The sequence below is a fragment of the Pseudomonas sp. Tof1 genome (genome assembly GCF_055390395.1).
This window is the reverse complement of sequence record NZ_AP024344.1, coordinates 2689281-2715147: the sequence shown is the minus strand read 5'-3', so window position 1 is coordinate 2715147 and position 25867 is coordinate 2689281. Positions and strand designations below refer to the sequence as shown.

22 protein-coding genes and 1 pseudogene are annotated in these 25867 nt (G+C 63.8%); 14 read left to right on the top strand and 9 right to left on the bottom strand.

Going from position 1 to position 25867, the window contains the following annotated elements; genetic code table 11:
* Window positions 1-142: 142 nt before the first annotated feature.
* The 5 genes from ACZ5KU_RS12565 (at window position 143) to ACZ5KU_RS12545 (ending at window position 5703) form a co-directional block, all read left to right on the top strand.
* A complete protein-coding gene (locus ACZ5KU_RS12565) occupies window positions 143-586 on the top strand; it encodes a CBS domain-containing protein (protein WP_054056475.1) in 444 nt (147 codons plus the stop codon).
* A 370-nt stretch (window positions 587-956) separates the two neighbouring features.
* On the top strand, window positions 957-1547 hold the full coding sequence (pmrG, locus tag ACZ5KU_RS12560; RefSeq protein WP_239687877.1) for a lipopolysaccharide core heptose(II)-phosphate phosphatase PmrG: 591 nt from the start codon (window positions 957-959) through the stop codon (window positions 1545-1547).
* Window positions 1548-1828: 281 nt separating this feature from the next.
* Window positions 1829-3520 (top strand): lipid IV(A) 4-amino-4-deoxy-L-arabinosyltransferase, encoded by a 1692-nt coding sequence (gene arnT / locus ACZ5KU_RS12555; RefSeq protein ID WP_464737248.1) that lies wholly within the window; start codon window positions 1829-1831, stop codon window positions 3518-3520.
* Entirely contained in the window at window positions 3517-5082 is a 1566-nt protein-coding gene (locus ACZ5KU_RS12550; protein ID WP_464737247.1) for an ArnT family glycosyltransferase, read from the top strand. The genes arnT and ACZ5KU_RS12550 overlap by 4 nt, the downstream gene beginning before the upstream one ends.
* Before the next feature lie 96 nt (window positions 5083-5178).
* Entirely contained in the window at window positions 5179-5703 is a 525-nt protein-coding gene (locus ACZ5KU_RS12545; protein ID WP_464737246.1) for a DUF2867 domain-containing protein, read from the top strand.
* 55 nt (window positions 5704-5758) lie between these two features.
* On the opposite strand, the pseudogene ggt reads toward ACZ5KU_RS12545, so the two are convergent.
* Window positions 5759-7485 (bottom strand): annotated as a pseudogene (gene ggt, locus ACZ5KU_RS12540) (gamma-glutamyltransferase).
* 186 nt (window positions 7486-7671) lie between these two features.
* On the opposite strand from ggt, the gene ACZ5KU_RS12535 reads away from it, so the two are divergent.
* Window positions 7672-9117: a SulP family inorganic anion transporter gene (locus tag ACZ5KU_RS12535; protein WP_464737245.1), complete on the top strand. Its 1446-nt coding sequence runs from the start codon at window positions 7672-7674 to the stop codon at window positions 9115-9117.
* Between the two features lie 227 nt (window positions 9118-9344).
* Entirely contained in the window at window positions 9345-9743 is a 399-nt protein-coding gene (locus tag ACZ5KU_RS12530; protein ID WP_054062580.1) for a hypothetical protein, read from the top strand.
* Between the two features lie 7 nt (window positions 9744-9750).
* On the opposite strand, the gene ACZ5KU_RS12525 is transcribed toward ACZ5KU_RS12530, so the two are convergent.
* Window positions 9751-10731 carry an arsenic resistance protein gene (locus ACZ5KU_RS12525; protein ID WP_464737244.1) on the bottom strand — a complete coding sequence of 327 codons (981 nt, stop codon included), beginning with the start codon at window positions 10729-10731 and terminating at the stop codon, window positions 9751-9753.
* Window positions 10732-10797: 66 nt separating this feature from the next.
* Window positions 10798-11409: a LysE family transporter gene (locus ACZ5KU_RS12520; protein ID WP_464737243.1), complete on the bottom strand. Its 612-nt coding sequence runs from the start codon at window positions 11407-11409 to the stop codon at window positions 10798-10800.
* A gap of 217 nt (window positions 11410-11626) precedes the next feature.
* On the opposite strand from ACZ5KU_RS12520, the gene ACZ5KU_RS12515 reads away from it, so the two are divergent.
* Complete coding sequence (locus ACZ5KU_RS12515; RefSeq protein WP_054062782.1) at window positions 11627-12841, top strand: MFS transporter; 1215 nt, start codon at window positions 11627-11629, stop codon at window positions 12839-12841.
* 11 nt (window positions 12842-12852) lie between these two features.
* Here the strand turns inward: ACZ5KU_RS12515 and ACZ5KU_RS12510 are convergent, their stop codons facing one another.
* Window positions 12853-14208 carry an MATE family efflux transporter gene (locus ACZ5KU_RS12510; RefSeq protein WP_054056466.1) on the bottom strand — a complete coding sequence of 452 codons (1356 nt, stop codon included), beginning with the start codon at window positions 14206-14208 and terminating at the stop codon, window positions 12853-12855.
* A gap of 488 nt (window positions 14209-14696) precedes the next feature.
* Here ACZ5KU_RS12510 and ACZ5KU_RS12505 point away from each other — a divergent pair, with 488 nt between their 5' ends.
* Window positions 14697-15197 carry a DUF1640 domain-containing protein gene (locus ACZ5KU_RS12505; RefSeq protein WP_464737242.1) on the top strand — a complete coding sequence of 167 codons (501 nt, stop codon included), beginning with the start codon at window positions 14697-14699 and terminating at the stop codon, window positions 15195-15197.
* 219 nt (window positions 15198-15416) lie between these two features.
* Here ACZ5KU_RS12505 and ACZ5KU_RS12500 read toward each other — a convergent pair whose 3' ends face one another.
* Window positions 15417-16289, bottom strand: a complete 873-nt coding sequence (locus ACZ5KU_RS12500) for a LysR family transcriptional regulator (RefSeq protein ID WP_464737241.1) — start codon at window positions 16287-16289, stop codon at window positions 15417-15419.
* A 207-nt stretch (window positions 16290-16496) separates the two neighbouring features.
* Between ACZ5KU_RS12500 and ampC the strand changes: the two genes are divergently transcribed.
* Window positions 16497-17666, top strand: coding sequence for a class C beta-lactamase (ampC, locus tag ACZ5KU_RS12495; protein WP_464737240.1), 1170 nt, complete (start codon window positions 16497-16499; stop codon window positions 17664-17666).
* Window positions 17667-17709: 43 nt separating this feature from the next.
* Window positions 17710-18111, top strand: coding sequence for a hypothetical protein (locus tag ACZ5KU_RS12490; RefSeq protein ID WP_054056463.1), 402 nt, complete (start codon window positions 17710-17712; stop codon window positions 18109-18111).
* A 7-nt stretch (window positions 18112-18118) separates the two neighbouring features.
* On the opposite strand, the gene ACZ5KU_RS12485 is transcribed toward ACZ5KU_RS12490, so the two are convergent.
* The gene (locus ACZ5KU_RS12485; protein WP_464737239.1) at window positions 18119-19021 is read right to left on the bottom strand and encodes a helix-turn-helix domain-containing protein; all 903 of its coding nucleotides are present in this window, start codon (window positions 19019-19021) and stop codon (window positions 18119-18121) included.
* A gap of 172 nt (window positions 19022-19193) precedes the next feature.
* Between ACZ5KU_RS12485 and ACZ5KU_RS12480 the strand changes: the two genes are divergently transcribed.
* Genes ACZ5KU_RS12480 through ACZ5KU_RS12470 form a run of 3 tightly spaced genes read left to right on the top strand, consistent with a single transcriptional unit; the run spans window position 19194 to window position 22984 of the window.
* Window positions 19194-20552 (top strand): glutamine synthetase family protein, encoded by a 1359-nt coding sequence (locus ACZ5KU_RS12480; RefSeq protein WP_054056461.1) that lies wholly within the window; start codon window positions 19194-19196, stop codon window positions 20550-20552.
* A gap of 45 nt (window positions 20553-20597) precedes the next feature.
* Entirely contained in the window at window positions 20598-21686 is a 1089-nt protein-coding gene (locus ACZ5KU_RS12475; RefSeq protein WP_054056460.1) for a polyamine ABC transporter substrate-binding protein, read from the top strand.
* Window positions 21683-22984 carry an NAD(P)/FAD-dependent oxidoreductase gene (locus ACZ5KU_RS12470; RefSeq protein WP_464737238.1) on the top strand — a complete coding sequence of 434 codons (1302 nt, stop codon included), beginning with the start codon at window positions 21683-21685 and terminating at the stop codon, window positions 22982-22984. Before ACZ5KU_RS12475 ends, ACZ5KU_RS12470 begins: the two co-directional genes overlap by 4 nt.
* A 3-nt stretch (window positions 22985-22987) precedes the next feature.
* Here the strand turns inward: ACZ5KU_RS12470 and ACZ5KU_RS12465 are convergent, their stop codons facing one another.
* The 3 genes from ACZ5KU_RS12465 to ACZ5KU_RS12455 form a co-directional block, all read right to left on the bottom strand.
* Complete coding sequence (locus ACZ5KU_RS12465) at window positions 22988-24589, bottom strand: ABC-F family ATP-binding cassette domain-containing protein (protein ID WP_464737237.1); 1602 nt, start codon at window positions 24587-24589, stop codon at window positions 22988-22990.
* A gap of 265 nt (window positions 24590-24854) precedes the next feature.
* Window positions 24855-25166, bottom strand: coding sequence for an AzlD domain-containing protein (locus tag ACZ5KU_RS12460; RefSeq protein WP_162491338.1), 312 nt, complete (start codon window positions 25164-25166; stop codon window positions 24855-24857).
* Entirely contained in the window at window positions 25166-25864 is a 699-nt protein-coding gene (locus tag ACZ5KU_RS12455; RefSeq protein ID WP_464737236.1) for an AzlC family ABC transporter permease, read from the bottom strand. Before ACZ5KU_RS12455 ends, ACZ5KU_RS12460 begins: the two co-directional genes overlap by 1 nt.
* Between the last annotated feature and the right edge of the window lie 3 nt (window positions 25865-25867).

Below are 25867 nucleotides of genomic sequence, written 5' to 3'. Positions count from 1 at the left end.
GCGGAAAATGACGTTTTTTCGCGTCTGGAGGCCGCTTTCTGTATCGTCCTCGCGGGATCAGTCTACGATTCTGTAAGACCGGTCGCCATGGAGTGTGGCCGCGACACAAGAACCAGATGAAAACCGCAAGAGAGAGCCATCCATGAAGACCGTCGCAGAACTGTTGAAACTCAAGGGTAGCCAGCGCCAGGAGGTTTACACCGTCCGCAACGATCACACCGTGTTCGAGGCACTGATCAAGATGGCCGAGAAAAACGTCGGTGCCCTGCCGGTGGTCAGCGAAAGTGGCCAGGTGGTCGGCATCATCAGTGAACGCGACTACGCCCGCAAGGTGATCCTGCACGGGCTGAGCTCGGTGACCACCAAGGTCAGCGAGATCATGAATGCCCCGGTCATCACCGTGGACACGCACCAGCGGGTCGAGACCTGCATGGCCATCATGACGGAAAAGCACCTGCGTCACCTGCCGGTGGTGGAAGACGGCCAGCTGATCGGCCTGCTGTCGATCGGTGACCTGGTCAAGGAGGCCATTGCCGAACAGGCCGACCTGATTCGCCAACTGGAACAATACATCCGCGGCGAATAACCGTTTTTTCCACTGAGTTGCCAATGTCGATCCAGCCACGATCGGCATTGGCATGCCGGACATCCCCCCGCAAACCCCTCGCACAAATACTCCCGGATACGGCCCAAAGCCCCGTAAATCCGGGGGAATTCGCACTTCCAAATTTTTCACAACGCTTTCACTTCGCGCCCACCTGCGCCTCTTTAAATTCCCACTATCGCGATCAGCCCTCCGTGGACGCCTGATCACGAGGGTCATTTACCGGGCCGATGCCCTTTCAAAGTTGCCAGACCAGTCGATGGGGGAATTCGTGGTTATCCTTACTGCCGTCCAATCCGTGTTGCCGCAGCCCCTCAAGCCCCGCGTCAGGTCGGCACTGCTGGCAGTCGGCATGGCCCTGGCTGCTCTGATGGCCACCGGCTTTGCCCTGTGGCCCAGGACCCCCATCGACCTGGCGGTGCGGGATCACCTGCGCAGCACTGGCGTCTATGCGCAATGGAAAGCCGGGGATGTGATCGTACTGGTACGCCACGCCGAGCGCTGCGACCGTTCGAGCAACCCCTGCCTGGGTCCGGAGGATGGCATCACCCGCCTGGGCAACCGCTCCGCCGCGCAGGTGGGCAGGGCCTTTCAGCAGGTCGGCATGAACAACACCGACGTACTGAGCAGCCCGACCACGCGCACCGCCCAGACCGCGCAGGCGATGTTCGGCAAGAGCGCCATCACCGCGGACTGGCTGGTCAGTTGCGGGCCAACCCTGGGACAGGATGCGCTCGCCCACAAGGCGGCTCATCGCAACCTGGTGCTGGTGACCCATAGCGGTTGCATCGACGACCTCGAAAAACAACTGGGTTATCGCCACGTCGCCAAGAGCGAATACACCAGTTCGTTATTTGTCTCGGTAGGTGCCGACGGCCAGCTGAAAATGCTCGGCATTCTGAATGCCGAAGATTGGCCAACCGCCCTCGGCACCAGGATATGAGCGGCATGTAACGGACACTTTGCAATTTTAAACATCACGACCATGGAACCGGGTCGTCAAATGAATGCATCTTGCTTCGCCCACTTCGGTTGAAGTCTCGCCCGCTGCCAGATCCGGCATTTACGTCTGCGCCACAATCCCCCCAGGCTCGGTTCCTGTCGTGAACCTGAATCTGTCCGGGCAGGCGTGCACCCATGGTTTGCAGCGTTACCGGTCGGACAACCGCTGTCGCGAATCCTGGTTAAAACCCTTGTGGCGGTAGAGACCGCTAAGGCCAACTCATGAACGCTCACATTCCCCACCTCTCCCCCGCGACGCTCAGGCGCTGGTCGCTGCCGACCCTGATACTCGCCTTCGGACTCTTCTATCTGTTGCCGATGATGTTTCACGGCCTGTGGATCCCCGACGAAACCCGCTACGCCCAGATCAGCCAGGAAATGTTGCTTAGCGGTAACTGGACCGCTCCACATTTCATGGGCCTGCGGTACTTTGAAAAACCCATCGCCGGCTATTGGATGATCGCCATCGGCCAGGCCATCTTTGGCGAAAACCTGTTCGGTGTGCGTGTCGCCTCGGCACTCAGTACCGGGCTCAGCGTGTTGCTGACCTACCTGATCGCCCGCCGCCTGTGGAACGAGCCGCGCAAGAGCTTCGCCTCGGCCCTGCTGTTCATGAGCTTCGGCCTGGTCGCCGGACAGGCCGGCTATGCCAACCTCGACCCGCAGTTCACCCTGTGGTCGAACCTCAGCCTGGTCGCTTTCTGGTTCGCCAGCGACAGCCAGCAGCGCCGCCAGCGTCTGTGGGCCTGGGCCGTGCTGGGTCTGGCCTGCGGCATGGGGTTCCTGACCAAGGGGTTTCTGGCCCTGCTGCTGCCGGTGCTGGTCGCCCTGCCCTACATGATCTGGCAGCGCCGCCTGGGTGAGTTGCTGCGCTGCGGTCCGATCGCCGTGGTGGTCGCACTGGCCGTCGCGCTGCCGTGGGTAATGGCGGTCAACGCCCAGGAACCCGACTACTGGAATTTCTTCTTCTGGCACGAGCACATCCAGCGCTTTGCCGGCAACAACGCGCAACACGCACAACCCTGGTGGTTCTACCTGCCGTTGCTGGTGGTGTCGTGCCTGCCCTGGTCGGTGCTGCTGGTGCCGACGTTCAAGCAGGCCTGGCAGCAAAGGCGCCAGGCCGGCATCGGCTTCCTCTGGCTGTGGTTCGCCCTGCCGCTGGCGTTCTTCAGCCTGAGCAAGGGCAAGTTGCCGACCTACATCATGCCCTGCCTGCTGCCGCTGGCACTGATGATGGGCCATGCGCTGATCGATCGGGTGGCCCGTGCCGAAGGCCGCATCCTGCGCCTCAACGGCATACTCAACCTGACCCTGGGCGTGGTGGCGCTGGCTGGCCTGCTCGTGCTGCAGGCGACACGCGGCCTCTATGCGAACAGTCATGCCGAGGTGTTCAGCCTGTCGCTGGTGTTCATCATGCTGATGGTCTGGATCATCGCCAATGCCCTGCAGGTTCTGCGCCCCGTGGCGTTCTGGGCAATGCCGGCACTGGGTATCGCCCTGCTGGTAAGCCTGCTGCCGGCAGGCATGCCGGCCAGCGTGGTGAACCACAAGATGCCCGACCAGTTCATCGCCGAACACCTGGATGAACTGCGCCAGACCAGGCGCCTGCTGAGCAACGAGCTGGGCACTGCCGCGGCGCTCTCCTGGCGCCTGCAATGTCCACAGGTCGATTTGTTCAACACCGTCGGCGAACTGAAATATGGCCTGGATTACCCTGATGCGCAGGGGCGCCAGGTCACGCTCGAAAGCGTCGGGCAGTGGATGAGCGAAGCCCGCAGGCAAGGCTCGGTGGGGGTGGTCATGCGCGTCAGGGACACTGCGCAAATGGAGGAGCTCGGACTGCTGCCACCCGATGGCAAGCGCTACCACAAGGGTGACAGCGAGATCATTATCTTCCCGCAGACCCGGCCATGAACCTGAGCCACTGGAAAACCGACAGAGGCGCCCTGGCCCTTTTGCTCGGCGTTTCGGCCCTGCTTCTGCTGTCGGGCCTGGGCTCGCGGGAGTTGTGGGGCGCGGAAACCCGCTGGGCAAACATCGCCTTGCAGATGCTGCAGTCGGGCAACTATTTCGACTCGTATCTCAAGGGGCTGCCCTACTACGACAAGCCCCTGCCCTCCTACTGGCTGATCACCGCCAGCGCCAAGCTGCTGGGGGGACTGGGCAACGTTTCGCTGCGCCTGTCCTCGGTGATTGCCGCCTGGCTGAGCGTGTGGCTGGTCTACCTGCTCGGTGAGCGCCTGTGGCGCAAGGGTACCGGCCTGGTGGCCGGCTGGATGCTGGCGACGACCTTCTACTTCGTGTTCTGGGCCCGCGTGGCCACCGCCGATATCCTCACGGTGTTCGGTGTACTGGCCGCTGTCTGGTGGTACTGGCGCGACCCGGATGACACGCGCCTGGGACGCTACGCGATGTTTTTCCTAATGCTGGCACTGACCTCGCTGCTCAAGGGCCTGATCGGCTTCGTACTGCCGGGACTGTTATTGCTGCCACACCTGTTGGCCGGGGGCCGCTGGAAGCGCCATCTCAACCTACGGCTGCCGACCGCCCTGCTGGCCGCCCTCGCGCTCTACGCTGTGCCCTTCGTGCTGTCGAACCTGTACGGTGCGCCGACCTACGGCGAGAGTGGTCTGGCACTGGTGTTCAGGGAAAACGTCGTGCGCTTTTTCGATCCTTTCGACCACATGGGCCCGATCTACACCTACCTGATCTACCTGCCGGCCTACACCCTGCCCTGGGCTCCCTGCTGGATGTTGGGCCTGTGGCTGGCACTGCGCCAATGGAAACGGATCGAGCCCAATACCCGCTGGCTGGTCTGGGGCCTGGGCCTGTTGTTCGTGTTCTTCACCGCCAGCGGCAGCCGCCGCAGCTATTACGTGCTGCCGCTGGTGCCGTTCGCCCAGTTGCTGGCGGCCTGGTGGGTGACCCGAAGCATGGCGCAAAGACGCGCCGACGGCAAAGTCAGCGGCCCCGGCTGGGCCAAGGGTTTCGCGGCGGCGGCAGGATTCGTGCTGCTGGTCGTTGGCATCGCCTATCCGTGGAGCAATGGCGGTGGTGGTGCCATGCGTTTGGCCGACGATGTCCAGGCCAAGGCCAGCCAGCGGGCGCCGTGGGACGAATGGCAGATGGTGATGATCGAGGTCGACAACAAGCTGCCGATGTACCTGAACAACCAGGGCAGACCCTTTTACTACGTGCAGGAAAACCAGGATTACCCGCGCAACGGCGACAGCGACGACCTGATCGACTGGCTGGAAAGAACCAGCGGCCGCCGCTGGGACCCGACGCGGACGCTGATCGTCACCAGCTTCCGGGCCGGCGACCCGCTGCCCCTGAACTACCTCGCGGCCGATCATGACGTCGTGCTGACCCAACCCACCAACGGCGCGCGGCTCGCCCATACCCGCGAGGATGGCAGCGTCGCCTATATCCCGCGGCGTGAAGGCCCGCTGGAAACCGTGGGCCGCCCGCAATAGCGGATCGGGCCGGATGCATGCAGCGGCCGGTTCACGTAGAGTGGAGACCCCGACATGGCTCGGGGCTCCATTCATTTCCCGCAAGGATCGCCATTGATGAAGCCCGCCGTGCACCGCTGCCCGGTACCACCCGACTCGAGTATCAACCGCCTGCTGGCCAACGCCGACTTCGTCGACAGCCAGTGCATCAGCGATAGCCATCTCGACCGCACGGCCCTGCGCCATGCGTTGAACATGATGGCGACGACACCGGCCTGGATCGACGGGCTGATGCAGTTGCGCAATCGCCTTGTGGGCCTGTTCGGGCTCAAGGACCTGGGGCGCCTGACCCGCATCGACCTGGCGCGGGCGGATGCCGACTACCGGGAGAACGATCGCGTCGGGATCTTCACGCTGGTCTCCAACCAGCCGGATGAAGTGATGCTGGCCGACCGCGACAGGCACCTCGATGTCTATCTGACGCTGCACCACTCGCCCGTCACCCCAGAGGGTACGCGCACCCTCACATTGTCGACGGTGGTCCACACGCACAATCGGCTGGGCCGCCTGTACATGCTGCCGGTGGCGCCGTTTCACCGGCTGATCGTGCCGCTCACCCTGCGAAACGCCGGCCGCCGCTGAACCGGCCAGCGGCCCCGGACGCCCGCAAGGCGCCAGGGCCGCCGCCGGCGAGCACTCAGTAGCCCAGCGACAGGCCGGTATTGCGCCGCGGGTCATTGGCCCCGTAGAAGCGGTTGTTGCCCACCGGCTTGCCATCGAGCGAAGGCGCGCCGACCAGGATCGCCGCCAGGTGATTCAGCGGCTGCGGGCCGGTGAACCGGTGCCCCCAGCTTTCGAGAATCTTCTGCGTGTCCGGGCTTATCGCGTAGGTCTCGAGATTGGTCTCCTCCGGCAGCCATTGCTGATGGAAACGTGGCGCATCCACGGCTTCCTGGATATTCATCCGGTAGTCGATGACATTGAGGATGGTCAGCAGTGTTGCGGTGATGATCCGGCTGCCACCGGGCGTACCGACCACCATGACCGCCTTGCCATCCCTGGTGACGATCGTCGGGCTCATCGATGACAGCGGCGTCTTGCCAGGCGCGATGGCATTCGCCTCGCCCTGCACCAGGCCGTACATGTTCGGCACGCCGACCTTGGCGGTGAAGTCGTCCATCTCGTCGTTGAGGAGGACCCCGGTCCCGCTCGCCATCACCCCGGCGCCAAACCAGTCGTTGAGGGTGTAGGTCACCGACACCGCGTTGCCCCACTGGTCGACGATCGAATAATGGGTGGTGTTGTTGCCTTCATGAGGCGCCACACCCGGCTTGAGGTCCGGGAGAGTCCGGCCTTGTGCGGATCGATCGCGGCCCGCAGCTTCTCGGCATAGGCCTTGTCCAGCAGCTGCGCCACCGGGTTCTTGACGAAATCGGGATCGCCCAGGTAGCTGTTGCGATCGACATAGGCGTGGCGCATGGCCTCGATCTGGTAGTGCAGGCCCTGGGCCGAGTGATAGCCCAGTTGCTGCATCGGATAACCTTCGAGGATGTTCAGGATCTCGCAGATCACCACGCCACCGGAGCTGGGTGGCGGTGCCGAGACGATGTGGTAGCCGCGGTAGTCGCACTCGATGGGGGCCAGCTCGCGGGTCTTGTACCTGTCGAGGTCATCCTGGGTGATGATGCCCTTGCCGGCCTGGCTGGAGTCGACGATGGCCTTGGCCACCCAGCCCTTGTAGAAGCCGTCGGTACCCTTGGCGGAGATTTCCCGCAGGGTTTTCGCCAGGTCCTTCTGCACCAGTTTCTCGCCGACCTGCAGCGGCTCGCCCCTGTTCAGGAAGATTGCACCGGAGTCGTGGATATCCTGGCGGAACTCGTCGGTGGCGGTGTGCAACAGGTCGATGTCGCCCTGCTCCAGTGCGAACCCCTCCTCGGCCAGCCTGATGGCCGGGGCGATCACGTCGGCGCGCTTTTTCGTGCCGTATTTTTCCAGTGCCCGTTCCAGGCCGGAAACCGTGCCCGGCACGGCAACCGCCAGGTGTCCTTTCGAACTCAGGTTGGGGACGACGTTGCCGTCCCTGTCCAGGTACATGTTGGCCGTGGCGGCCAGCGGCGCCTTTTCACGGAAGTCGAGGAAGGTCTTGCGGCCATCGGCCAACTGCACGGTCATGAAGCCGCCACCGCCGAGGTTACCGGCTGCCGGATAAACCACCGCCAAGGCGTAACCGACCGCCACCGCGGCATCCACCGCATTGCCGCCCGCCTTGAGCACATCCACCCCGACGTGGGTGGCCAGGTGTTGCGCGGTGACGACCATGCCGTTCTCACCGGCGACCGGTGCCTGGGACGCCGCATGGACAGGGGTAACAGCCAGAATCAGCGCCGTCGCCAGCAGCGAGCGCGCAAGGGTTTCGAATTTCATGAGCCGAATTCTCTTTTTCTTATTTGCTGGGAACGCAGACGCCTGTCTGCGCAGGCCCTTGACAAGGTAGCCGCTGCGAATGCCCGTTACCGACTTTTTTGCAGGACCTGTTACATTTCCGTAACATTTCCCGCCTTTCATATAGCCCTCGCTTGCTCCCCCGCTGGCCCCCATCTCAGGTACACCATGAAACCCGCCCGCCTACGCGCCGATGTCCTGGCCGGACTCACCACCGCTTTCGCCCTGGTGCCCGAGTGCATCGCCTTTGCCCTGGTCGCTCATCTCAACCCGCTGATGGGCCTGTATGGCGCCTTCATCATCTGCACACTGACCGCGCTGTTCGGCGGCCGGCCGGGCATGATTTCCGGTGCCGCAGGTTCCATGGCGGTGGTGATCGTCGCCCTGGTGGTGCAGCACGGCGTGCAATACCTGCTGGCGACGGTCGTGCTCGGCGGCCTGATCATGGTCGCCTTCGGCCTGTTGCGCCTGGGCAAGCTGGTGCGGATGGTGCCGCACTCGGTGATGCTCGGCTTCGTCAACGGGCTGGCGATCATCATCGCCCTGGCCCAGTTGGAGCAGTTCAAGGACGGCGAGGGCTGGATCCGCGGTGAACCGCTGGCCGTGATGCTCGGCCTGGTGGCACTGACCATGGCCATCGTCTACCTGCTACCGCGCCTGAGCCGCAGCGTACCGCCGGCACTGGTGGCGATCCTCGGGGTCGGCCTGCTGGTCTACCTGTGCGGCCTGCCGACCCGCACCCTGGGCGACATGGCCCACATCGCCGGCGGCCTGCCGCTGCCCACGCTGCCACAAGTGCCGTGGAACCTGCAAACCCTGCAGATCATCGCCCCCTATGCGGTGCTGATGGCCCTGGTCGGCCTGCTGGAAACCCTGCTGACCCTCAACCTCACCGACGAGATCACCGAAACCCGCAGCTACCCGGATCGCGAGTGCACCGCACTGGGCGTGGCCAACATGGTTTCCGGCCTGTTCGGTGGCATGGGCGGCTGCGCGATGATTGGCCAGACGGTGATCAACCTCAGTTCCGGTGGCCGTGGCCGACTGTCCGGCGTGGTGGCCGGGCTGATGGTCCTGCTGTTCGTGCTGTTCCTGTCACCGCTGATCGAACGTATCCCGCTGGCCGCACTGGTGGGAGTGATGTTCGTGGTGTCCCAGCAGACCTTCGCCTGGGCTTCGCTGCGGGTGCTGAACAAGGTGCCGGTGAACGATGTGCTGGTGATCATCGCGGTCACGGTGATCACGGTGTTGACCGACCTGGCGATGGCGGTGCTGTGCGGGATCGTGATCGCTGCGCTGAACTTCGCCTGGCAGCATGCCCGCGAACTGTACGCCGATACCCATCAGGAGCCCGACGGCAGCAAGCTGTACCGCTTGCACGGCACGCTGTTCTTCGCCTCGACCACGCCATTCCAGAACCTGTTCGATCCGGCCAACGACCCACAGAAGGTGGTGCTGGACTGCCGCCACCTGAGTTTCGTCGACTACTCGGCGATTGCCGCACTGAAAAGCCTGCGGGAACGTTACGCCAAGGCCGGCAAGCACCTGCGGGTCGAACATCTGTCGGAACGCTGCAAGCAGCTGCTCAAGCGGGCGGGAGTGCAACACGGATAGGCATCCGGTCTCTGCCTGATCGCCGCGCCGTCTATTCACCCCGGCCCGGTATACGAAGTGGCTGACAACAAGCGGAATAATGGCTTGGAAATATCGGGACACAACTGACAAACCTTGGGACAGCACGCCTGCACAATCTGCGAAGATGGAGAAACAGCCTACCCGGCTGTCCGTTCCCATCGGTCGTCACCGATTGAGAAAGCGTACATGGAACAAGGAGTGTCAGGATGAAAGCCCTTCTATTGATGATCGCCGGCCTGCCCCTGGTCGCCTGCGGCAGCGACACCCCGCCAACCGCCAATGCGGTGCTGGAGGCCCTGAAGGCCAACGGGGTGCCCTTCGGGGCCGTGAGCTACCCGAAGCGCAAGCCCCTGAGCCTGCTGCCCAACACCTACAAGGAGCGGGTGGAAGTGGCATTCCCCAGCATCGCGCCCAAGGGCGGCCAGTTCTTCGTCTGCGAGACCCGCGAATACTGCGATCATCTGCAGGAGCACTTTCATGCCTTGCGGGCCCTGGCCGGCCCGCATGTCTATCGCTCGAAAAGCGGCCGGGTCCTGGCCCAGCTCTACAGCACCCTGGAGCAGCCGGTCGCCAATCAGATCCGGGCCGCCATCGAGGAACTGTAGAAGGGCGTCAGCCCTGGGAGTCATCCGGGCGATTGCGCCAGACCAGCGCCGGAATGGCACGCACATAGATCAGCTCCCCCACCAGCTCGACCAGGGTCTGGGTGATCACGGCGGCAGCTGCCAGGCTGCGGATATCCTCGGGTAACGCCAGGGCCAGCGGCAGCACCACCAGGGAATTGCGCGTGGAGGCACTGAAGACGACGGCACGGGCCGCGCTCGCCGGCAGTCGGCACAGGCGCGCGGCCAGTGCACCCGCCAGCGGTGCCAGCAGCAGGAAGCCGAGGTACACCGGCAACACCGGCGCAAGACGCTCGATATCGCGCACCACTCCGGCGATCTGCGATCCGATCACCGCCACCAGCACCGCGGCCATCGCCGGTACCGGCAGCCAGGCCCAGCTGTCGTTCCAGGCCGTGACCACTCGCGAACGGCGGGCCAGTGCCGAGGTCGTCAGGGCCAGCAGCAATGGCGCGACGATCAGCAGGAGGAAGGCTTCGACAAACGGCCCGACCGCTATCACCACCGCGGACTGACCACCCAGCATGCAGGCCAGGTAGACCGGCAGCAGTATCAGTTGCAGCAGCAACAGGATCGGCGTCGCCGCCAGTACCCGCCGCGAATCGCCCCTGCCGATATGGGTGAACACCACCACGTAGTCGATGCAGGGCGTGAGCAGGACCAGCAGTGCCCCTGCCAGAATGGCCGGATGCGCCACCAGGCCGCGACTCAACGCCCAGGCCAGCAGTGGCACCAGCACGAAGTTGGCCAGCAGCAACGCCGACATGAAGCCCTTGTGGCCAAGGCCCTGGCGCAAGTCGAGGAAGGGAATCTGCAGGAACATCGCGTACATCAGCACCGCGATCGCCGGCGTCACCAGGGCATCAAGGCCCCGGGCGATACCGGGAGCCATCAGCCCGAGCAGTATCGCGATGGTCACCGCAACGAAGTAGAGCGGTATCTGGTTGCGCTCAAGTGCGTCCCGATTCAAGCCACGTCCCCCTGCCGCAAGAGCGGGTAAGCCCATGCAACGGCGGGACGTTCGTCGAGCGGCGAATTACTGGACCGCCACACGGATGCCGAAGCCGATCAGGAACATGCCGGCGACCTTTTCCAGCGCCGTGGTCAGCTTGCGGCTGGATCGTACCTTTTCGGCGAAGAAGTGCGTCAGCAGCACCACGACCAGGCCATAGAGGAAGGTCAGCGACGAGACGGTCACCGCCATGAAGGCGAAGGTCAGCGCGCCCGGATGCTGGGCCGGGTCGATGAACAGTGGGAAAAACGCCATGTAGAACAGGATCGCCTTGGGGTTGAACAAGGTGATGATCATGGTCTGGCGCAGGTACTGGCGGGCTTTCATCTCGAAGGGCATCGCCGTGCCGGACTTGGCGAACAGCAGTCGGCTGCCGAGATAGAGCAGGTACGCCGCGCCCATCCACTGCACCAGGTGAAACGCTGCCGGATAGGCCTTGAGCAGAGAAGCCACGCCCGCGACCGCCAGCCACATCAGTACCTGGTCACCGAGGATCACCCCGACGGTCGCCGCCAGCCCTGCGCGCACACCCCCCTTGCCGGTCGAGGTGATCAGGGCGAAATTTCCCGGCCCCGGAATCAACAGCAGAATCACGAACGCGAGCACGAACGCCCCGTAGTTACTGACACCCAGCATCACCTGCACGCCTCCTCGGTTCCACGAGGCACCAGCATGCGCATCCCCCGCCAAAGAAGCAACAGGTCGAGGTGCCCTTGCCCAACCCGGCGGTCACTTTCAATCTGGCGTTGAAAGTTCATCAAGGAACCGGCCCATTATCAAATGCCCCGCGATGCCGCAGATTACCGCCCTCGCCGATGCGATCCCGAATCCACCCTGGAAGGTAGTCCCGGACATGAACCATTCCCTGCTCGCCAGCCAGCCTACGCTCACGGCTGCCCGCCTGCCGATTGCGCGCCTGCTGGCGCTGACCATGACCAGTTTCATCGCCACCGCCAACGAAACCGTCCCGGCCGGGCTGCTGCCGCAGATCGCCCGGGGGCTCGATGTTTCCGAAGCCCTGGCGGGCCAGTGGGTGACACTCTGCGCCCTGGGCTCGGGGCTCGCGGCGATCCCGCTGACGCTCGCCACCCGTGGTCTCGGACGACGCTCGTTGCTGCTGTTGACCCTCGCCGTGTTCTTTCTCGGCAATGCCCTGAGCGCCCTGTCGTCTTCCTATGCCCTGACCCTGCTTGCCCGTCTGCTGATCGGCGCGGCCACCGGCCTGGCCTGGAGCCTGCTCGCCGGCTGCGCACGGAGCATGGTCGAGGTGCCCCTGCAAGGCCGTGCCATGGCCCTGGCGATGCTCGGCATTCCGCTGGCCCTGGCGCTGGGCGTACCGCTCAGTGCCTGGCTCACCCACTGGGTTGAGTGGAGAACGATCTTTGCCCTGCTCTCGGGGCTGAGCCTTGTGCTGATGCTCTGGGTAAGGCTGGGAATTCCCCAAACCCATACGCCAGGACCCATTGCCCGCCTGCCCCTGCGCAGGGTGCTGAACACGCCGGGCGTACGGCCGGTGTTGCTGGTGGTCTGGCTCTGGATCATGGCGCACTACAGCCTCTACACCTATATCGCCCCCTTCCTGGAAAGTGCCGGCCCGGCCGTATCGCTGGAACGTGTGCTGCTGGTTTTCGGCATTTCGGCCATGCTGGGCATCTGGCTGGTGGGCCTGCTGGTCGATCGCTGGCTGCGCCGGCTGGTCCTGCTCAGCCTGGGCATCTTCGCCGCCGTGGCGTTGACCCTGGGTCTGAACGGCGCCTCGACGGCCGTGCTGTATGTGGGCGTAACACTCTGGGGCCTGAGCTTCAGCGGCGCGCCAACCCTGCTGCAGACCGCATTGGCCGATGCGGCCGGCGAGGCTGCCGATACGGCTCAGTCGATGCTGGTGACCGCCTTCAACCTGGCGTTTGCCGCCAGTGGCGTGATGGGCGCACTGCTGCTGGACACCTTCGGCGCGGCGTCGATTCCCTGGTCGCTGCTGGCCTGGCTGCTGCCGGCCTGGCTGATTGCCTGGGCTGCCCGCCGCCACGGTTTCCCGGCGGGACGACGCTCGCCACGCAAGCCGGCCTGAGCGCCCGACGATCAGATCAGCCGTTCGATCCGCTTGTGCCGCCAGACCAGCTGATAATAGACGGCCTGCAGTAACAGCATGCCGATATAGGCCGCCGGGAAAGCCATCCATACGCCCTCGAGGCCCAGACGGGCATCGAGCAGATAGGCCACCGGCAGCTCAATTGCGACAATGCAGAAAATGATGATCAATACCGGCGCCATCACCGTGCCACTGGCCCGCATGATGCCACCGATCAACGCCTGGAAGCCGAATATCAACAGGCTCCAGAGCAGGATGTGCAACAGGTGGCCGGCGGTGGCCCTGGTCGCCGGATCGGTGATGAACAGGCCCAGCAGCCAATGGGAAAGACCATATCCGAGGGCGATCAGCCCACCGGTCAGGCCGGTGTTGATCAGCATGCCCGTGCGCAGGATCGGCCCGATCCGCTCCAGGCGCCCTGCCCCGATGGCTTGTGCGCCGAGGATCGAGGCGGTGATAGCGATCGACAGCGCCGGGAACTGTACGTAGTTGACGATCTGCGTCACCGCGCCATAGGCCGCGGTGGCCTGGGAACCGTGCTGGTTGACCAGCGCCAGGATCACCAACTCGGACAACGACAGCACGATCATCTGCAGCCCGGTCGGCAGGCCGATACGCAGTACCTTGCCGAGGATCGCCCGGTCCAGGCGCATCGCCGCCAGCATTTCGCGGTCCGGTGCCATGACACTGTCCTGCTGGCGCAGACGCAACCCCAGGAACGCCATCGCACAGGCCGTACTCGCCAGGCTAGCCAGGGCCGCGCTCTGAATACCCATCTGCGGCAGTCCCAACCAGCCACGGATCAGTGCCGGCGTCATGACCAGACCGATACCGGTGGAGACCAGCAAGGCCAGTAGGGGCGACAGCGTGTCGCTGATACCGCGCAACAGTTGGGTGAACAGGATGAAAATCAGCAACAGCGGCATGGTCAGCATCATCACCTGCGCGTAGCCGACCGCGTCGTCCAGGACATCGGCGGGCGTACCCAGCGCCTGCAGGGCCGGCCGGGCGAAAATGCTACCGAGTACCGCCGCCACCAGTCCGATCAGCATGCCCAGGGTCAGGGTCGCGCCCACGACGGCCTTGAGCGCATGCAGTTCACGCGCGCCCCAGGCCTGGCCGATCAGCACCGAGGCGCCGGCCCCCAGGCCGATGATCAGGGCAATGAAGAAGAACACCACCGGAAACATTCCGGACACCGCCGCCAGGGCTTCGGTGCCCAACATCTGACCGATGTAGATACTGTTCAGCGTGCCGGAAAACGACTGCAGGAAGTTGGACAGCACCATGGGTGCGAGGAAAACCAGATAGACCTGCCAGAGAGGACGCTGCGGGTGTGGCTGCATGTAGGACTCGGATCTCGGATGAGGTACATCGACGTAGGCGCCGACTCTAACCTATAGAAGATTCGTGAGGGACTTTTGTCACCTGCCCAGCTTCTGGGCGAAGGGATTTTCCTGACGTTGTCCAGCCATTGCGGGTCCGGCCTCGCCTGCCCGGGATCGACCTGGGTGACGCGCACCAGACTGCGCCTGAGCCGAATACAGGGCTGCCCGGATCACTAAAAGGTGTTTCAGCACTCGCCTGTGAGAGTGTCTGGACTGCACAGCGGACATCGTTGAATGGCAGGCAACAAGCTAGGCAATTGCCCACAAAATCTGAAGAACGAACTGACTATCAGGCACTGCCAGCTTGAATCGACTATCGCACCTGGATCGCTATCGTCTATCGCAGGAGCAATGATGAACTTATCCCTGAGCCTATACGAGGCGCTGACCACCGCCAGCGCTCCCCCGATAAAGCCAAGGCAGCGGCAGATGCCTGGGAGGCCGAAATGCAGAATCTTGCGTCAGGATCCGATCTGCGACAGACCGAGGAACGCCTGCTGGCATCGATCTCCGAGCAGGGCAAGGACCTGCGCGCAACGATGAGCGAGCAGGTTCACGAACTGCGAACCACGATGAACGAGCAGGTTCACGAACTGCGCGCCACGATGAACGAGCAGGCTCACGAACTGCGCGCCACGATGAACGAGCAGGTTCACGAACTGCGCACCACGATGAAAGAACAGGCCCATGAGCTGCGTACCCTGCTCAAGGAACAGAACCACGAGTTGCGTACCCTGATGTTCCAGCAAGGTGCCGAACTCCGCACGCAGAGCCACGAACAAGGCAGCGAGCTTCGCCTGTTGATGCAGCAGCAGGGCGCGGACCTCCGGTTGTCGATGTCCGGGTTGCAGGCACAGATCAACGTGATGCGCTGGCAGATTGGCCTGATCCTCATCTGTGTCGCGATACCGCTGCTCAAGCTGGCGTTCGACCTGCTGACCCGCTGAGCCGGCCAGCCACAAGACGAGTGCCACTGACTCCAGGCACCGAATCATCATTTCAATTGATCATTCAAATCGTGAAACGGAATTTTTTATTTGCCTCGGTTCCCGACAGGATAAGTCACCTTTCAACCGTCGGATGCTCCACCATGAACCTGAACCTGGCCATTGCCTGCGCAATCGTAGTCTCTTTCGCCGTTGCGCTGATTCACACCTGAGTTCCCATCAACGCAATTGCTCGACCAGCCATTTGCGAAAGGCCGCCATCGCCGCCGTTTCGGCACGCGACTGCAAGCGGGTCAGCCAGTAGCTGCCCGTGACGATACCGATATCGAAAGGCTGCCGGATATCACCGGTATCCAATTGGCGAGAGAACATCATCGGCGGCGCCAGCGCCACCCCCGCTCCCTGCAATGCAGCCTCCATCATCGCCAGCGACGAATCGAAAACCACACTGTCGGCCACCAGGCTGTTGCTCGGCAAGCCGGCACGCTGGAACCACTCGGGCCATTCATCGGTGCGGTAGGAACGCAACAGCGTCTGTTTCAGAACATCCGCCGGAGACTGCAATTGCTCGGCGACCTGCGCAGTGCACAACACCGAGAGCGGTGCCTCCAGCAAGCGCATGGCGTCGACGCCATGCCAGGCTCCCGTACCGAAACGAATAGCGAAATCGAGCCCCTCGGCCGCCACATCCACCCGGTTGTTGTTGGTGGACAGGCGCAGGTCGATAAACGGGTGGCTCTCGCGAAAATCCGCCAGCCGCGGCAACAACCACCCCACGGCGAACGTGCCCACCGCCCCCACCGTCAGCACCTCCCGGTAGTGCCCACCCTCGAACCGGCCCAGGGCCTGGGCAATCCGGTCAAACGACTCGCACAGCACCGGCAGCAGGCTCTCGCCTTCGGCGGTCAGCATCAGGCCACGGGGCAGGCGCTTGAACAGAGCGACCTGCAACTGGCTCTCAAGGCTCTTGACCTGATGGCTGACCGCCGCCTGAGTCACGCACAACTCGACCGCTGCCCGGGTAAAACTCAAGTGCCGCGCGGAGGCCTCGAAAGCCCGCAGGGCATTGAGTGGCAAATGAGGACGGACCATGGCGCTTGCTCCTAGTTTTTCTAATGGCTAATCCGAAATTTCATCGTTTGTCGAGGGGCCGACTCATCCCCTAGATTGAGCTTCGCCCCGCAACTGCGCCGTGGACCAGGCAAGCCTCACGCCATGGGCCGGAACATGGACGACGGTCCAGAAAACAGCCCGACAGGATGCGGACAAACAATCAAAATCATGGAAAAAAGCCAGATTATGCCGATAAGACTCACAATTCGTGACAAATTACTCACCAGCCTCTTGTGCCTGCTCAGCACCGGGAACAGCTTTGCCGGCCAGACACCCGTCGACCCGCTCAAGGCCGTCGTGGATGCCGCGATTGAACCGATCATGCAGGAACAGGGCGTCCCCGGCCTGGCCGTGGCGGTCCTGGTCAACGGCCAGGCACATTATTTTAACTACGGTGTTGCCTCCAAGACGGACAAACAGCCGGTAACAGAAAACACCCTGTTCGAGATCGGTTCGGTCAGCAAGACCTTCAACGCCACACTCGCGGCCTATGCCGTAGCCCAGGGCAAACTGTCGCTGGCGGAAAACACCAGCCACTACCTGCCCGAGCTGCGGGGCAGCGCCTTCGACAGGATCAGCGTGCTCGACCTCGGTACCTACACCCCCGGCGGCCTGCCGTTGCAGTTTCCCAACGAAGCGGACAGCACCGACAAGATGATGGGTTACTTCCAGCACTGGAAGCCGATCTACCCTGTCGGCGAGCGCCGCCAGTATTCCAACCCGAGCATCGGCCTGTTCGGCTACGTGGCCGCCAGGAGCCTCGGCCAGCCATACGACGACCTGATGGAAAGGACCCTGCTGCCCAAGCTGGGGCTAAAGCACACCTACCTCAGGGTTCCCAAGGACCAGATGAGCCGCTACGCCCAGGGCTACACCAAGGATGACAAGCCTTCCCGGGTCGGCCCTGGCGCGCTGGACTCCGAGGCCTATGGCATCAAGACCACCGCCAGCGACCTGCTGCACTACGTCCAGGTGAACATGCGGCCCCGGCAACTCGACGCGCCCCTGCAACAGGCGATCAGCCTGACCCACAGTGGCTACTACCGGTTCGGCGACACCACCCAGGGCCTGGGCTGGGAGTTCTACCCCTCCCCGGTCAAGCTGGACACCCTGCTCGAGGGCACCTCGTACAAGATGCTCGAACCGCAGGACATCACCCGGTTCAAGACCCCACAATCACCGCAGGCCGATAGCTGGGTCAACAAGACAGGCGCCACCAATGGCTTCGGCGCCTACGTGGCGTACCTGCCGGCGAAGAACATCGGCATCGTGCTGCTGGCCAACAAGAACTACCCCAACCCGGTGCGGGTCAAGGCCGCCTACCAGGTACTGAGTGCCGTGCAAGGCATGCAGTAACCCCATGGGCAAAAGCCCTTGCACTTGGCTATGATCGGAGGTCATGAACACCCTGCCTCCGATCCGCCAGCCCTGTCCTCCCGGCGCCTGCAATTGCGAGCGGGAACGGCTGCTGGAGACACCCGGTAGCGACATCCGCATCCTGCGCCTGACCCGCCAGGAAGAGAAAATCCTGCTCGAACGCCTCGAAGACCTCAAGAGCCTGGCCGACCTCGAACGCCTGCAACAGCGGATGTACGAGCAACTGGGCATTCGCCTGACCATCGCTCCTGGCCCCAACGAAGTGCGGACCATGCGCGGTATCGGCATTCACATCGAAGAGCTGCCGGGCCTGTGCCGCAAGACCCGCCAGTCGATCCCGGCAGCGATCCGCCGCGGCCTGGAAAAACGTCCGGAAATCGCCTACGAACTGCTCAACGCCCACGACCTGCTGGGCGGTCTGTGAACCCCTCTCAGCGGCTCATCTGCCGACGCTTCAGGGTCTGGCTCGGCAACTCGCGGAACAACGCCCGATAGCTGCTGGAAAAACGTCCCAGGTGCCAGAACGACCAATGCATCGCCACTTCGGCGACGGTGCTCTGCGCCTTGCCGTGCAGCAGTTCGTGGCGCGCGCCGTTCAGACGGCGCAAGCGCAGCCATTGGGTCGGGGTCATCCCGGTGAACGCCTTGAAGGCATGCTGTAACTGGTGCAGCGACACGCCGGCCACCTGAGCAAGTTCCAGCAGGTTCAGGGTTTCCTCGGGGGCATCGGCCGCCCATTCGCCAATGCGCTTCATGATGCCGCGCTCTTCCGTGCGCCGTTGCCACGAGCCGCGGTCCAGGCAGGCGTTATCGAGAAGGTACAGGCAATCCTCCAGCAACTGCTGGCTCAGGGCCTCCCGGCTTGGCGGATCGCCAGCCTGACTCAGACGAGTCAGGGTTGCGCTGAGCCAGCGGCCGAACAACGCATTCTGCTGCGAGTTGAGCGGCGCCATGAACAGGCCGTCGAGCCGGGCGATGTCCAGGCCGTGATGCCGAACGAACTCAGGGCCGAACACCACCGCCACTTCCTGGTAGTTCTCCGGTGTGATCCAGATGTTGCGGCTCTCGCCATTGAGCATATACAGGGCATTGTCGCTGCGGTCGAAACAGAAGGCCAGCGCGCCCGACGGGGCACTGAAGTTCTGCTCCACACGGGTGTTCATGCACTCCTCGTAGATTTCCACGCCCTGCAGGTCCAGGTAGCGAATCTGCCCGGCGAAATGCCCCGGCGACATCTGCTGGTAATGCTGGACCCAACCCGGTGTCGCCCGGATCTGTTCGGTCACGTCGGCGGTCTTGAACGCCTGGACCCGCAAGGAATTTGGCTCTGTCATGGGAGACCATCGCGCACCTTTATGGTGCATCTTGGTATGGGAAAAGTGGATAGATGGAACCGCGCAACTGACAGCAAGATAGTCGCCAACGCGCTGCAGGGGAAGCCTCCCGCCGTTTTCAGGCAAGCGGAAGGCCCAACCTGGCGTCGATGAAACCAACGACGAGGTCCTTATGAACGCCCCTTTCGATCAGCTGTCCTCATGGCTGAAAGAACACAAGATTACCGAAGTGGAATGTGTGGTCAGCGACCTGACCGGCATCGCCCGCGGCAAGATCGCACCCACCAACAAGTTCCTGCATGAGCGAGGCATGCGCCTGCCGGAAAGTGTGCTGCTGCAAACGGTAACCGGGGACTTCGTCGAGGACGATGTCTACTACGACCTGCTCGACCCGGCCGACATCGACATGATCTGCCGCCCCGACGCCTCGTCGATCTACCTGGTGCCGTGGGCCATCGAACCGACCGCGATCGTCATCCACGACACCTTCGACAAACAGGGCAACCCGATCGAGCTGTCGCCACGCAACGTCCTCAAGAAGGTCCTGCAGCTCTATACCGACAAGGGTTGGCAGCCGATCGTCGCGCCGGAGATGGAGTTCTACCTGACCCAGCGCTGCGAAGACCCTGACCTGCCGCTCAAGGCCCCGCTGGGTCGCTCGGGCCGTGCCGAAAGCGGTCGGCAGTCGTTCTCCATCGACGCCGCCAACGAATTCGATCCGCTGTTCGAAGACGTCTACGACTGGTGCGAAGCCCAGGGCCTGGACCTCGACACGCTGATTCACGAAGACGGCCCGGCGCAGATGGAAATCAACTTCCGCCACGGCGATGCCCTCGACCTGGCCGACCAGATCACCGTGTTCAAGCGCACCCTGCGCGAAGCGGCGCTCAAGCACAACGTCACCGCGACCTTCATGGCCAAGCCGATCGCCGACGAGCCTGGCAGTGCCATGCACCTGCACCAGAGCGTGGTCGACATCGCCACCGGCAAGCCGATCTTCGTCAACGCGGACGGTTCCAAGAGCGAGCTGTTCCTGCACCACATCGGCGGCCTGCAGAAGTACATCCCCAAGGTGCTGCCGATGTTCGCCCCCAACGTCAACTCGTTCCGCCGTTTCCTGCCGGACACCTCGGCGCCGGTCAACGTCGAGTGGGGCGAGGAAAACCGCACCGTCGGCCTGCGGGTGCCAACCTCCAGCCCCGAGGCCATGCGCGTGGAAAACCGCCTGCCGGGCGCCGACGCCAACCCCTACCTGGCAATCGCCGCCAGCCTGCTGTGCGGTTACCTGGGCATGGTCGAAGGCATCGAGCCCAACCCGCCGGTGGAAGGCCGCGCCTACGAGCGGCGCAACCTGCGCCTGCCGATCACCATCGAGGACGCCCTGGCCCACATGGAAGATTGCCCGACCCTCGACCGCTACCTGGGCAGCCAGTTCGTGCGCGGCTACGTGGCGGTCAAGCGCGCCGAACACGAAAACTTCAAGCGGGTGATCAGTTCCTGGGAACGTGAATTCCTCCTGCTCAGCGTCTGATCCCCCAACCCGACCTCACCCACAACCACTCAACGAGGTGTCGACATGCGTCTATTGAAATCCGTGGTCCCCTTCACCCTGGCGCTGCTGTTCGGCGCCACGGCTCACGCCGAACCGACCGTCAGCGTCTACAACTGGACCGACTACATCGGCGAGACCACCCTCGCCGACTTCCAGGCCAAAAGCGGGATCAAGGTGATCTATGACGTGTTCGACTCCAACGAAACCCTGGAAGGCAAGCTGCTCGCCGGCCGGACCGGCTATGACGTGGTGGTGCCTTCCAACCATTTTCTCGGCCGCCAGGTGAAAGCCGGGGCGTTCCTCAAGCTCGACCGCGCGCAATTGCCGAACTGGAAAAACCTCGACCCGCAACTGCTCAAGCTGCTGGAAAAGAACGATCCGGGCAACGCGCACTCGGTGCCCTACCTGTGGGGCACCAACGGCATCGGCTACAACGTCGACAAGGTCAAGCAGGTACTGGGTATCGACCACATCGACTCGTGGGCGGTGCTGTTCGAACCGGAGAACCTGAAGAAGCTCAGCCAATGCGGTGTCTCGTTCATGGACTCGCCGGACGAGACCTTCCCGGCGATCCTCAACTACCTGGGCATGGACCCACGCAGCTCCAACCCCGAGGACTACAAGAAGGCCGAGGCCAAGCTGCTGACCCTGCGGCCGTACATCACCTACTTCCACTCCTCCAAGTACATTTCGGACCTGGCCAACGGTGACATCTGCGTTGCCTTCGGCTACTCCGGCGACGTGTTCCAGGCCGCCAACCGGGCCAAGGAGGCGAAGAACGGCATCAACATCGCCTACTCGATTCCCAAGGAGGGCAGCAACCTGTGGTTCGACCTGCTGGCGATCCCGGCCGACGCCGCCAACGTCAAGGAGGCCCATGCCTTCATCAACTACCTGCTCGATCCGCAGGTGATCGCCAAGGTCAGCGCCACGGTCGGCTACGCCAACCCCAACCCGGCCGCCCAGCAGTACATGGACGCCGACCTGGTGCACAACCCCGAGGTCTACCCACCGCAGGAAGTGCTCGACAAACTGTACATCTCGACCACGCCGACCCCGGAAATCATGCGCCTGATGACCCGTTCCTGGAGCAAGGTGAAGACCAACAAATGAGCCACGACAGCACAATGGAACATACCCGTTCCTATTACGCTGCCACCGCCCACTCGATGCCGGACCGCCCCCGGCTCGAGTCGGACCTGGTCGCAGACGTCTGCGTGATCGGCGGCGGCTTCACCGGCGTCAATACCGCGATCGAGCTGGCCCAGCGCGGCCTCTCGGTGGTCCTGCTCGAAGGCCGGCGCATCGGCTGGGGCGCCAGCGGGCGCAATGGTGGCCAACTGATCCGTGGCATCGGCCATGATGTCAGCGGCTTCGCCCGCTACGTCGGCACGGGCGGCGTGCGCTACCTGGAGCGGGCCGGCATCGACTCGGTCGCGCTGGTTGGCGAACGGATCCGCGAACATGCCATCGACTGCGACCTGCGCTGGGGCTTCTGCGAACTGGCCAACACCGCGGCGCAGTTCGCGGCATTCCAGGCCGAGCAGGAACACCTGGCCCAACTGGGGTATGCACATCAAACGCGAATCGTCGAATCGCGGGACATGCGCCAGGTGGTGGCGTCCAGCGCGTATGCCGGTGGCCTGATCGACATGGGCTCCGGGCATCTGCATCCGCTCAACCTGGTACTGGGCGAAGCGCGGGCAGCCGAGTCGCTGGGGGTACGGATCTTCGAACAGAGCCCGGTGCTCGAACTGCTGCATGGCAGCCGCGTGCGGGTGCGCTGCGCCCATGGCAGCGTGCGCGCCGACAGCCTGGTGCTGGCCTGCAATGCCCACCTCGATGATCTCGAACCGCGCCTGAGTGGCAAGGTGCTGCCGGCCGGCAGCTACATCGTCGCGACGCAACCGCTGACCGCGGCGCTGGCCGCCGAACTGATCCCGCAAAACCTGGCGCTGTGCGACCAGAAGGTCGGCCTGGACTACTATCGACTGTCCGCCGACCGCCGCCTGCTGTTCGGTGGCGCCTGCCACTACTCCGGGCGGGATCCGGCGGATATCGGCGCCTACATGCGGCCGAAGATGCTCAAGGTGTTCCCGCAACTGGCGGATGTGCGCCTGGACTTCCAGTGGGGCGGCAGGATCGGCATCACCGCCAACCGCTTCCCCCAGGTCGGCCGCCTGCGCCAGCAGCCGAACGTGTTCTATGCCCAGGGCTATTCCGGTCACGGCGTCAATGTCACCCATTGGACCGCCCGGCTGTTGGCCGAAGCGATTCACGCCGGACAGAGCCAGGGCATGGACATCTTCAGCGCGGTCCCGCACATGACCTTCCCCGGCGGCAAGGCCCTGCGCTCGCCGTTGCTGGCGCTGGGCATGCTCTGGCACCGGCTGCGCGAGGTGCTGGGCTGAGCATCACGCCCAGGGTTGCAGTTGCCAGCCATCGACGCCGGCCTGCAACCGTTCGGTCAGTTGGAGCCGATCGAGAAAACGCCGGTCATGGGACACCACCAGCAGCGCACCGTGGAACTGCACCAGCATGCTTTCCAGGGCCTGCAGCGACGGCAGGTCCAGGTGATTGTTCGGCTCGTCCAGCAACAGCAGCTGCGGCGGCTCGTCCGCGTAGAGCACGCTGGCCAGCGCACCCTTGAGTCGTTCGCCACCGCTGAGCAGGCCGCTGGGCTGCATGACGCATTCGGCCCCCAGGCCCAACTGCGCCAGACGGCTACGCAACTCGCCTTCGCTCGAATGCCGATTCACCGCTCGCAACTGTTCCAGGATCGAACGCTGCGGATCGACAGCGGACAGGGCCTGGTCAAGATAGGCCAGCGTGCCATTGACCACGAAGTCACCCCCAGTCGTCGGTAGTTGCCCTGCCAGGACCTTGAGCAAGGTGGACTTGCCGCTGCCGTTGCGCCCCACCACGCCGATCCGCTGCTGCCCATGCAGGACCAGGCTGAGCTGTCCCTGTACACGGGGCAGGCGCAGGTCGTCGAGGACCAGCACCCGCCGTCGCGCAAATTGCGCACTGGCTGGCGCCTGCAGCACGACCGCCACCTCCTGCTCCACCGCACGGGCCGCTTCACGCACCTGTTGCGCCAGGTTTTCACGTACAGCCGCCTGCTGGGCCTGCTGCTTGCCACGGGTGTTTTCACTGATGCCCTTGCGACGCCCCAACAGGATCGGCGCCTGGTTGGCCTGCCCGGCCTGCCGTTCGGCACGGGCCTGGCGCTGCTCCTGGCGCGCCTGCTGAAGCCGTAGGGCCTGCTCGGTACGCTTGCGTTCGAGCCGGGCATGCTCCAACTGGCGCACCGCCTCGTCGCGCTCGACGGCCTTCTGCTGCAGGTAAAAACTGTAGCCGCCGCCATAGCTGCGCAGGCCCAGGCTGGACAGTTCGACGATCCGGCTCATCTGCTCCAGCAGCTCCCGGTCATGGCTGATCACGATCAGGCCACGGGGCCAGCGCCGCAGTTGCTCCATCAGGGCCTGACGCGCAGGCCGATCGAGATGATTGCTCGGCTCGTCGAGGATCAGCGTCTGCGCATCCGACAGGCTGGCTCCCGCCAGCGCCACGCGCATCGCTTCGCCACCGCTCAGGCTGGCGACGGGACGGCTGATGTCCAGCCCCTTCAGGTCATGGCGCTCCAGTTCGGCCTGCAGTTGCTGGCGAATATCCCAGCGCTCGCCGACCTGGTCGTAATCGGCCGTATCGAGACCACCGGCTTCGATACGCTCCAGGGCTGCCAGCAGTTCCTGCACGCCGAGCAATGTCGCGATCGAGGCATGGGGGTCGAGCTGCTGGGCCAGATAGTGGACCTTGCCGCCACGCCGGCAATACCCTTCGGCCGGCGATAGCTGCCCCGCGAGCAGGCGTGCGAGCACGCTCTTGCCGACGCCATTGCGCCCGACAATCGCCGTCGGTTGTCCATCGAAGCGGGCATCGAGCCCGGAAAAAAGCACCCGGCCATCGGCCAGGACATAGGAAACGCTTTCCAGCGCCAGGTACGAATTCGTCATGCGAACTCCCATCAATGCCATGGACTCCACCCTGCAGCAGGGGGTGCGGAGACTGGCCGTCGGAACAGACGGCGGCATCAATTGCGCATTGGACGAACACCTCGAAAAAAGCAATGGGCCGTCAGTATCACCGTGACCGACGCCCCCTGACAAGCCTATGCCAACGCGCAGAAATCGCTGCGGCCGTCACAGGTGACCCGGATCGTCAAGGAAGGCGACGTCGGCACGCTCGCAGCCCCTGGGGCTGAACCACCGTTTCCAGGAGCTACAGCCACCAGCGCAAGAGGAAGAAGAACGCCATGCTCAGCAACATGCTGAGCAGCGTGTTGCGGGTATAAAGCACCAGGCCGACGGCCACCAGCGAACTGATCAGGTAGGGATTGTCCCACTGCAGGTTCAACTGCCGGTCCGGCATGAACACGATCGGCCCGCAGATCGCCGTCAGCATCCCCGGCACGGCAAAACCGAGAAACTGCCGGGCATTGCTGCTCAGGCGCAACGGCAGGCGCGGTTCGAGAAACACATAGCGGTTGAGGAACACCAGCAGCCCCATTCCGACAATCACGGCCCAGACCATCATTCACGCCCCCGATACAGCTTGTTGCAGACGAAACCCGCCGCCATCCCCGCCAGCCCCGACAGCACCAGCGCCGCCCCCCACTGCCAGTAGCTGAACAGCACCGAACAGAACAGCGACACCGCCACGCACACCACCGTCGGCACGTTGCGTACCACCGGCGTGATCAGGGCGATGAAGGTGGCGGCAATGGAGAAATCCAGCCCCAGGTGTTCCAGCCCGGGAATGCTGCTGCCCAGCACGATTCCGGCCAGGGTGAACAGATTCCAGGCGATATAGAACGTCAGCCCCACCCCCAGCGCGTACCAGCGATCGAACTGGTGTCGGTCGTGCTGGCTGGTCAGGGCGAACAGCTCGTCGGTCAGCAGAAACCCCAGGCCAAGGCGCCAGCGTCCCGGCAGCGGCGCGATCACCGAGCGCATGCTCATGCCGTAGAGCAGGTGTTGCGAGGTCAGCAGCGCGGTGGTCAGCAGGATCGAGAAGATCCCCGCCCCGCCCTTGAGCATGCCGATAGCCACCAGTTGCGCGGCGCCGGCAAACACGATGCCGGAGAGCCCCTGGCCTTGCAGAGGGGTCAGATCGGCCTCGATGGCCATGGAGCCGGCCAGCAGCCCCCAGGGTGCGGTCGCCAGGGAAAGCGGCATGATCGCCACGGCACCGCGCAGGAATGCACTGCGGGGCAAGGAATGTTCGGACATGGA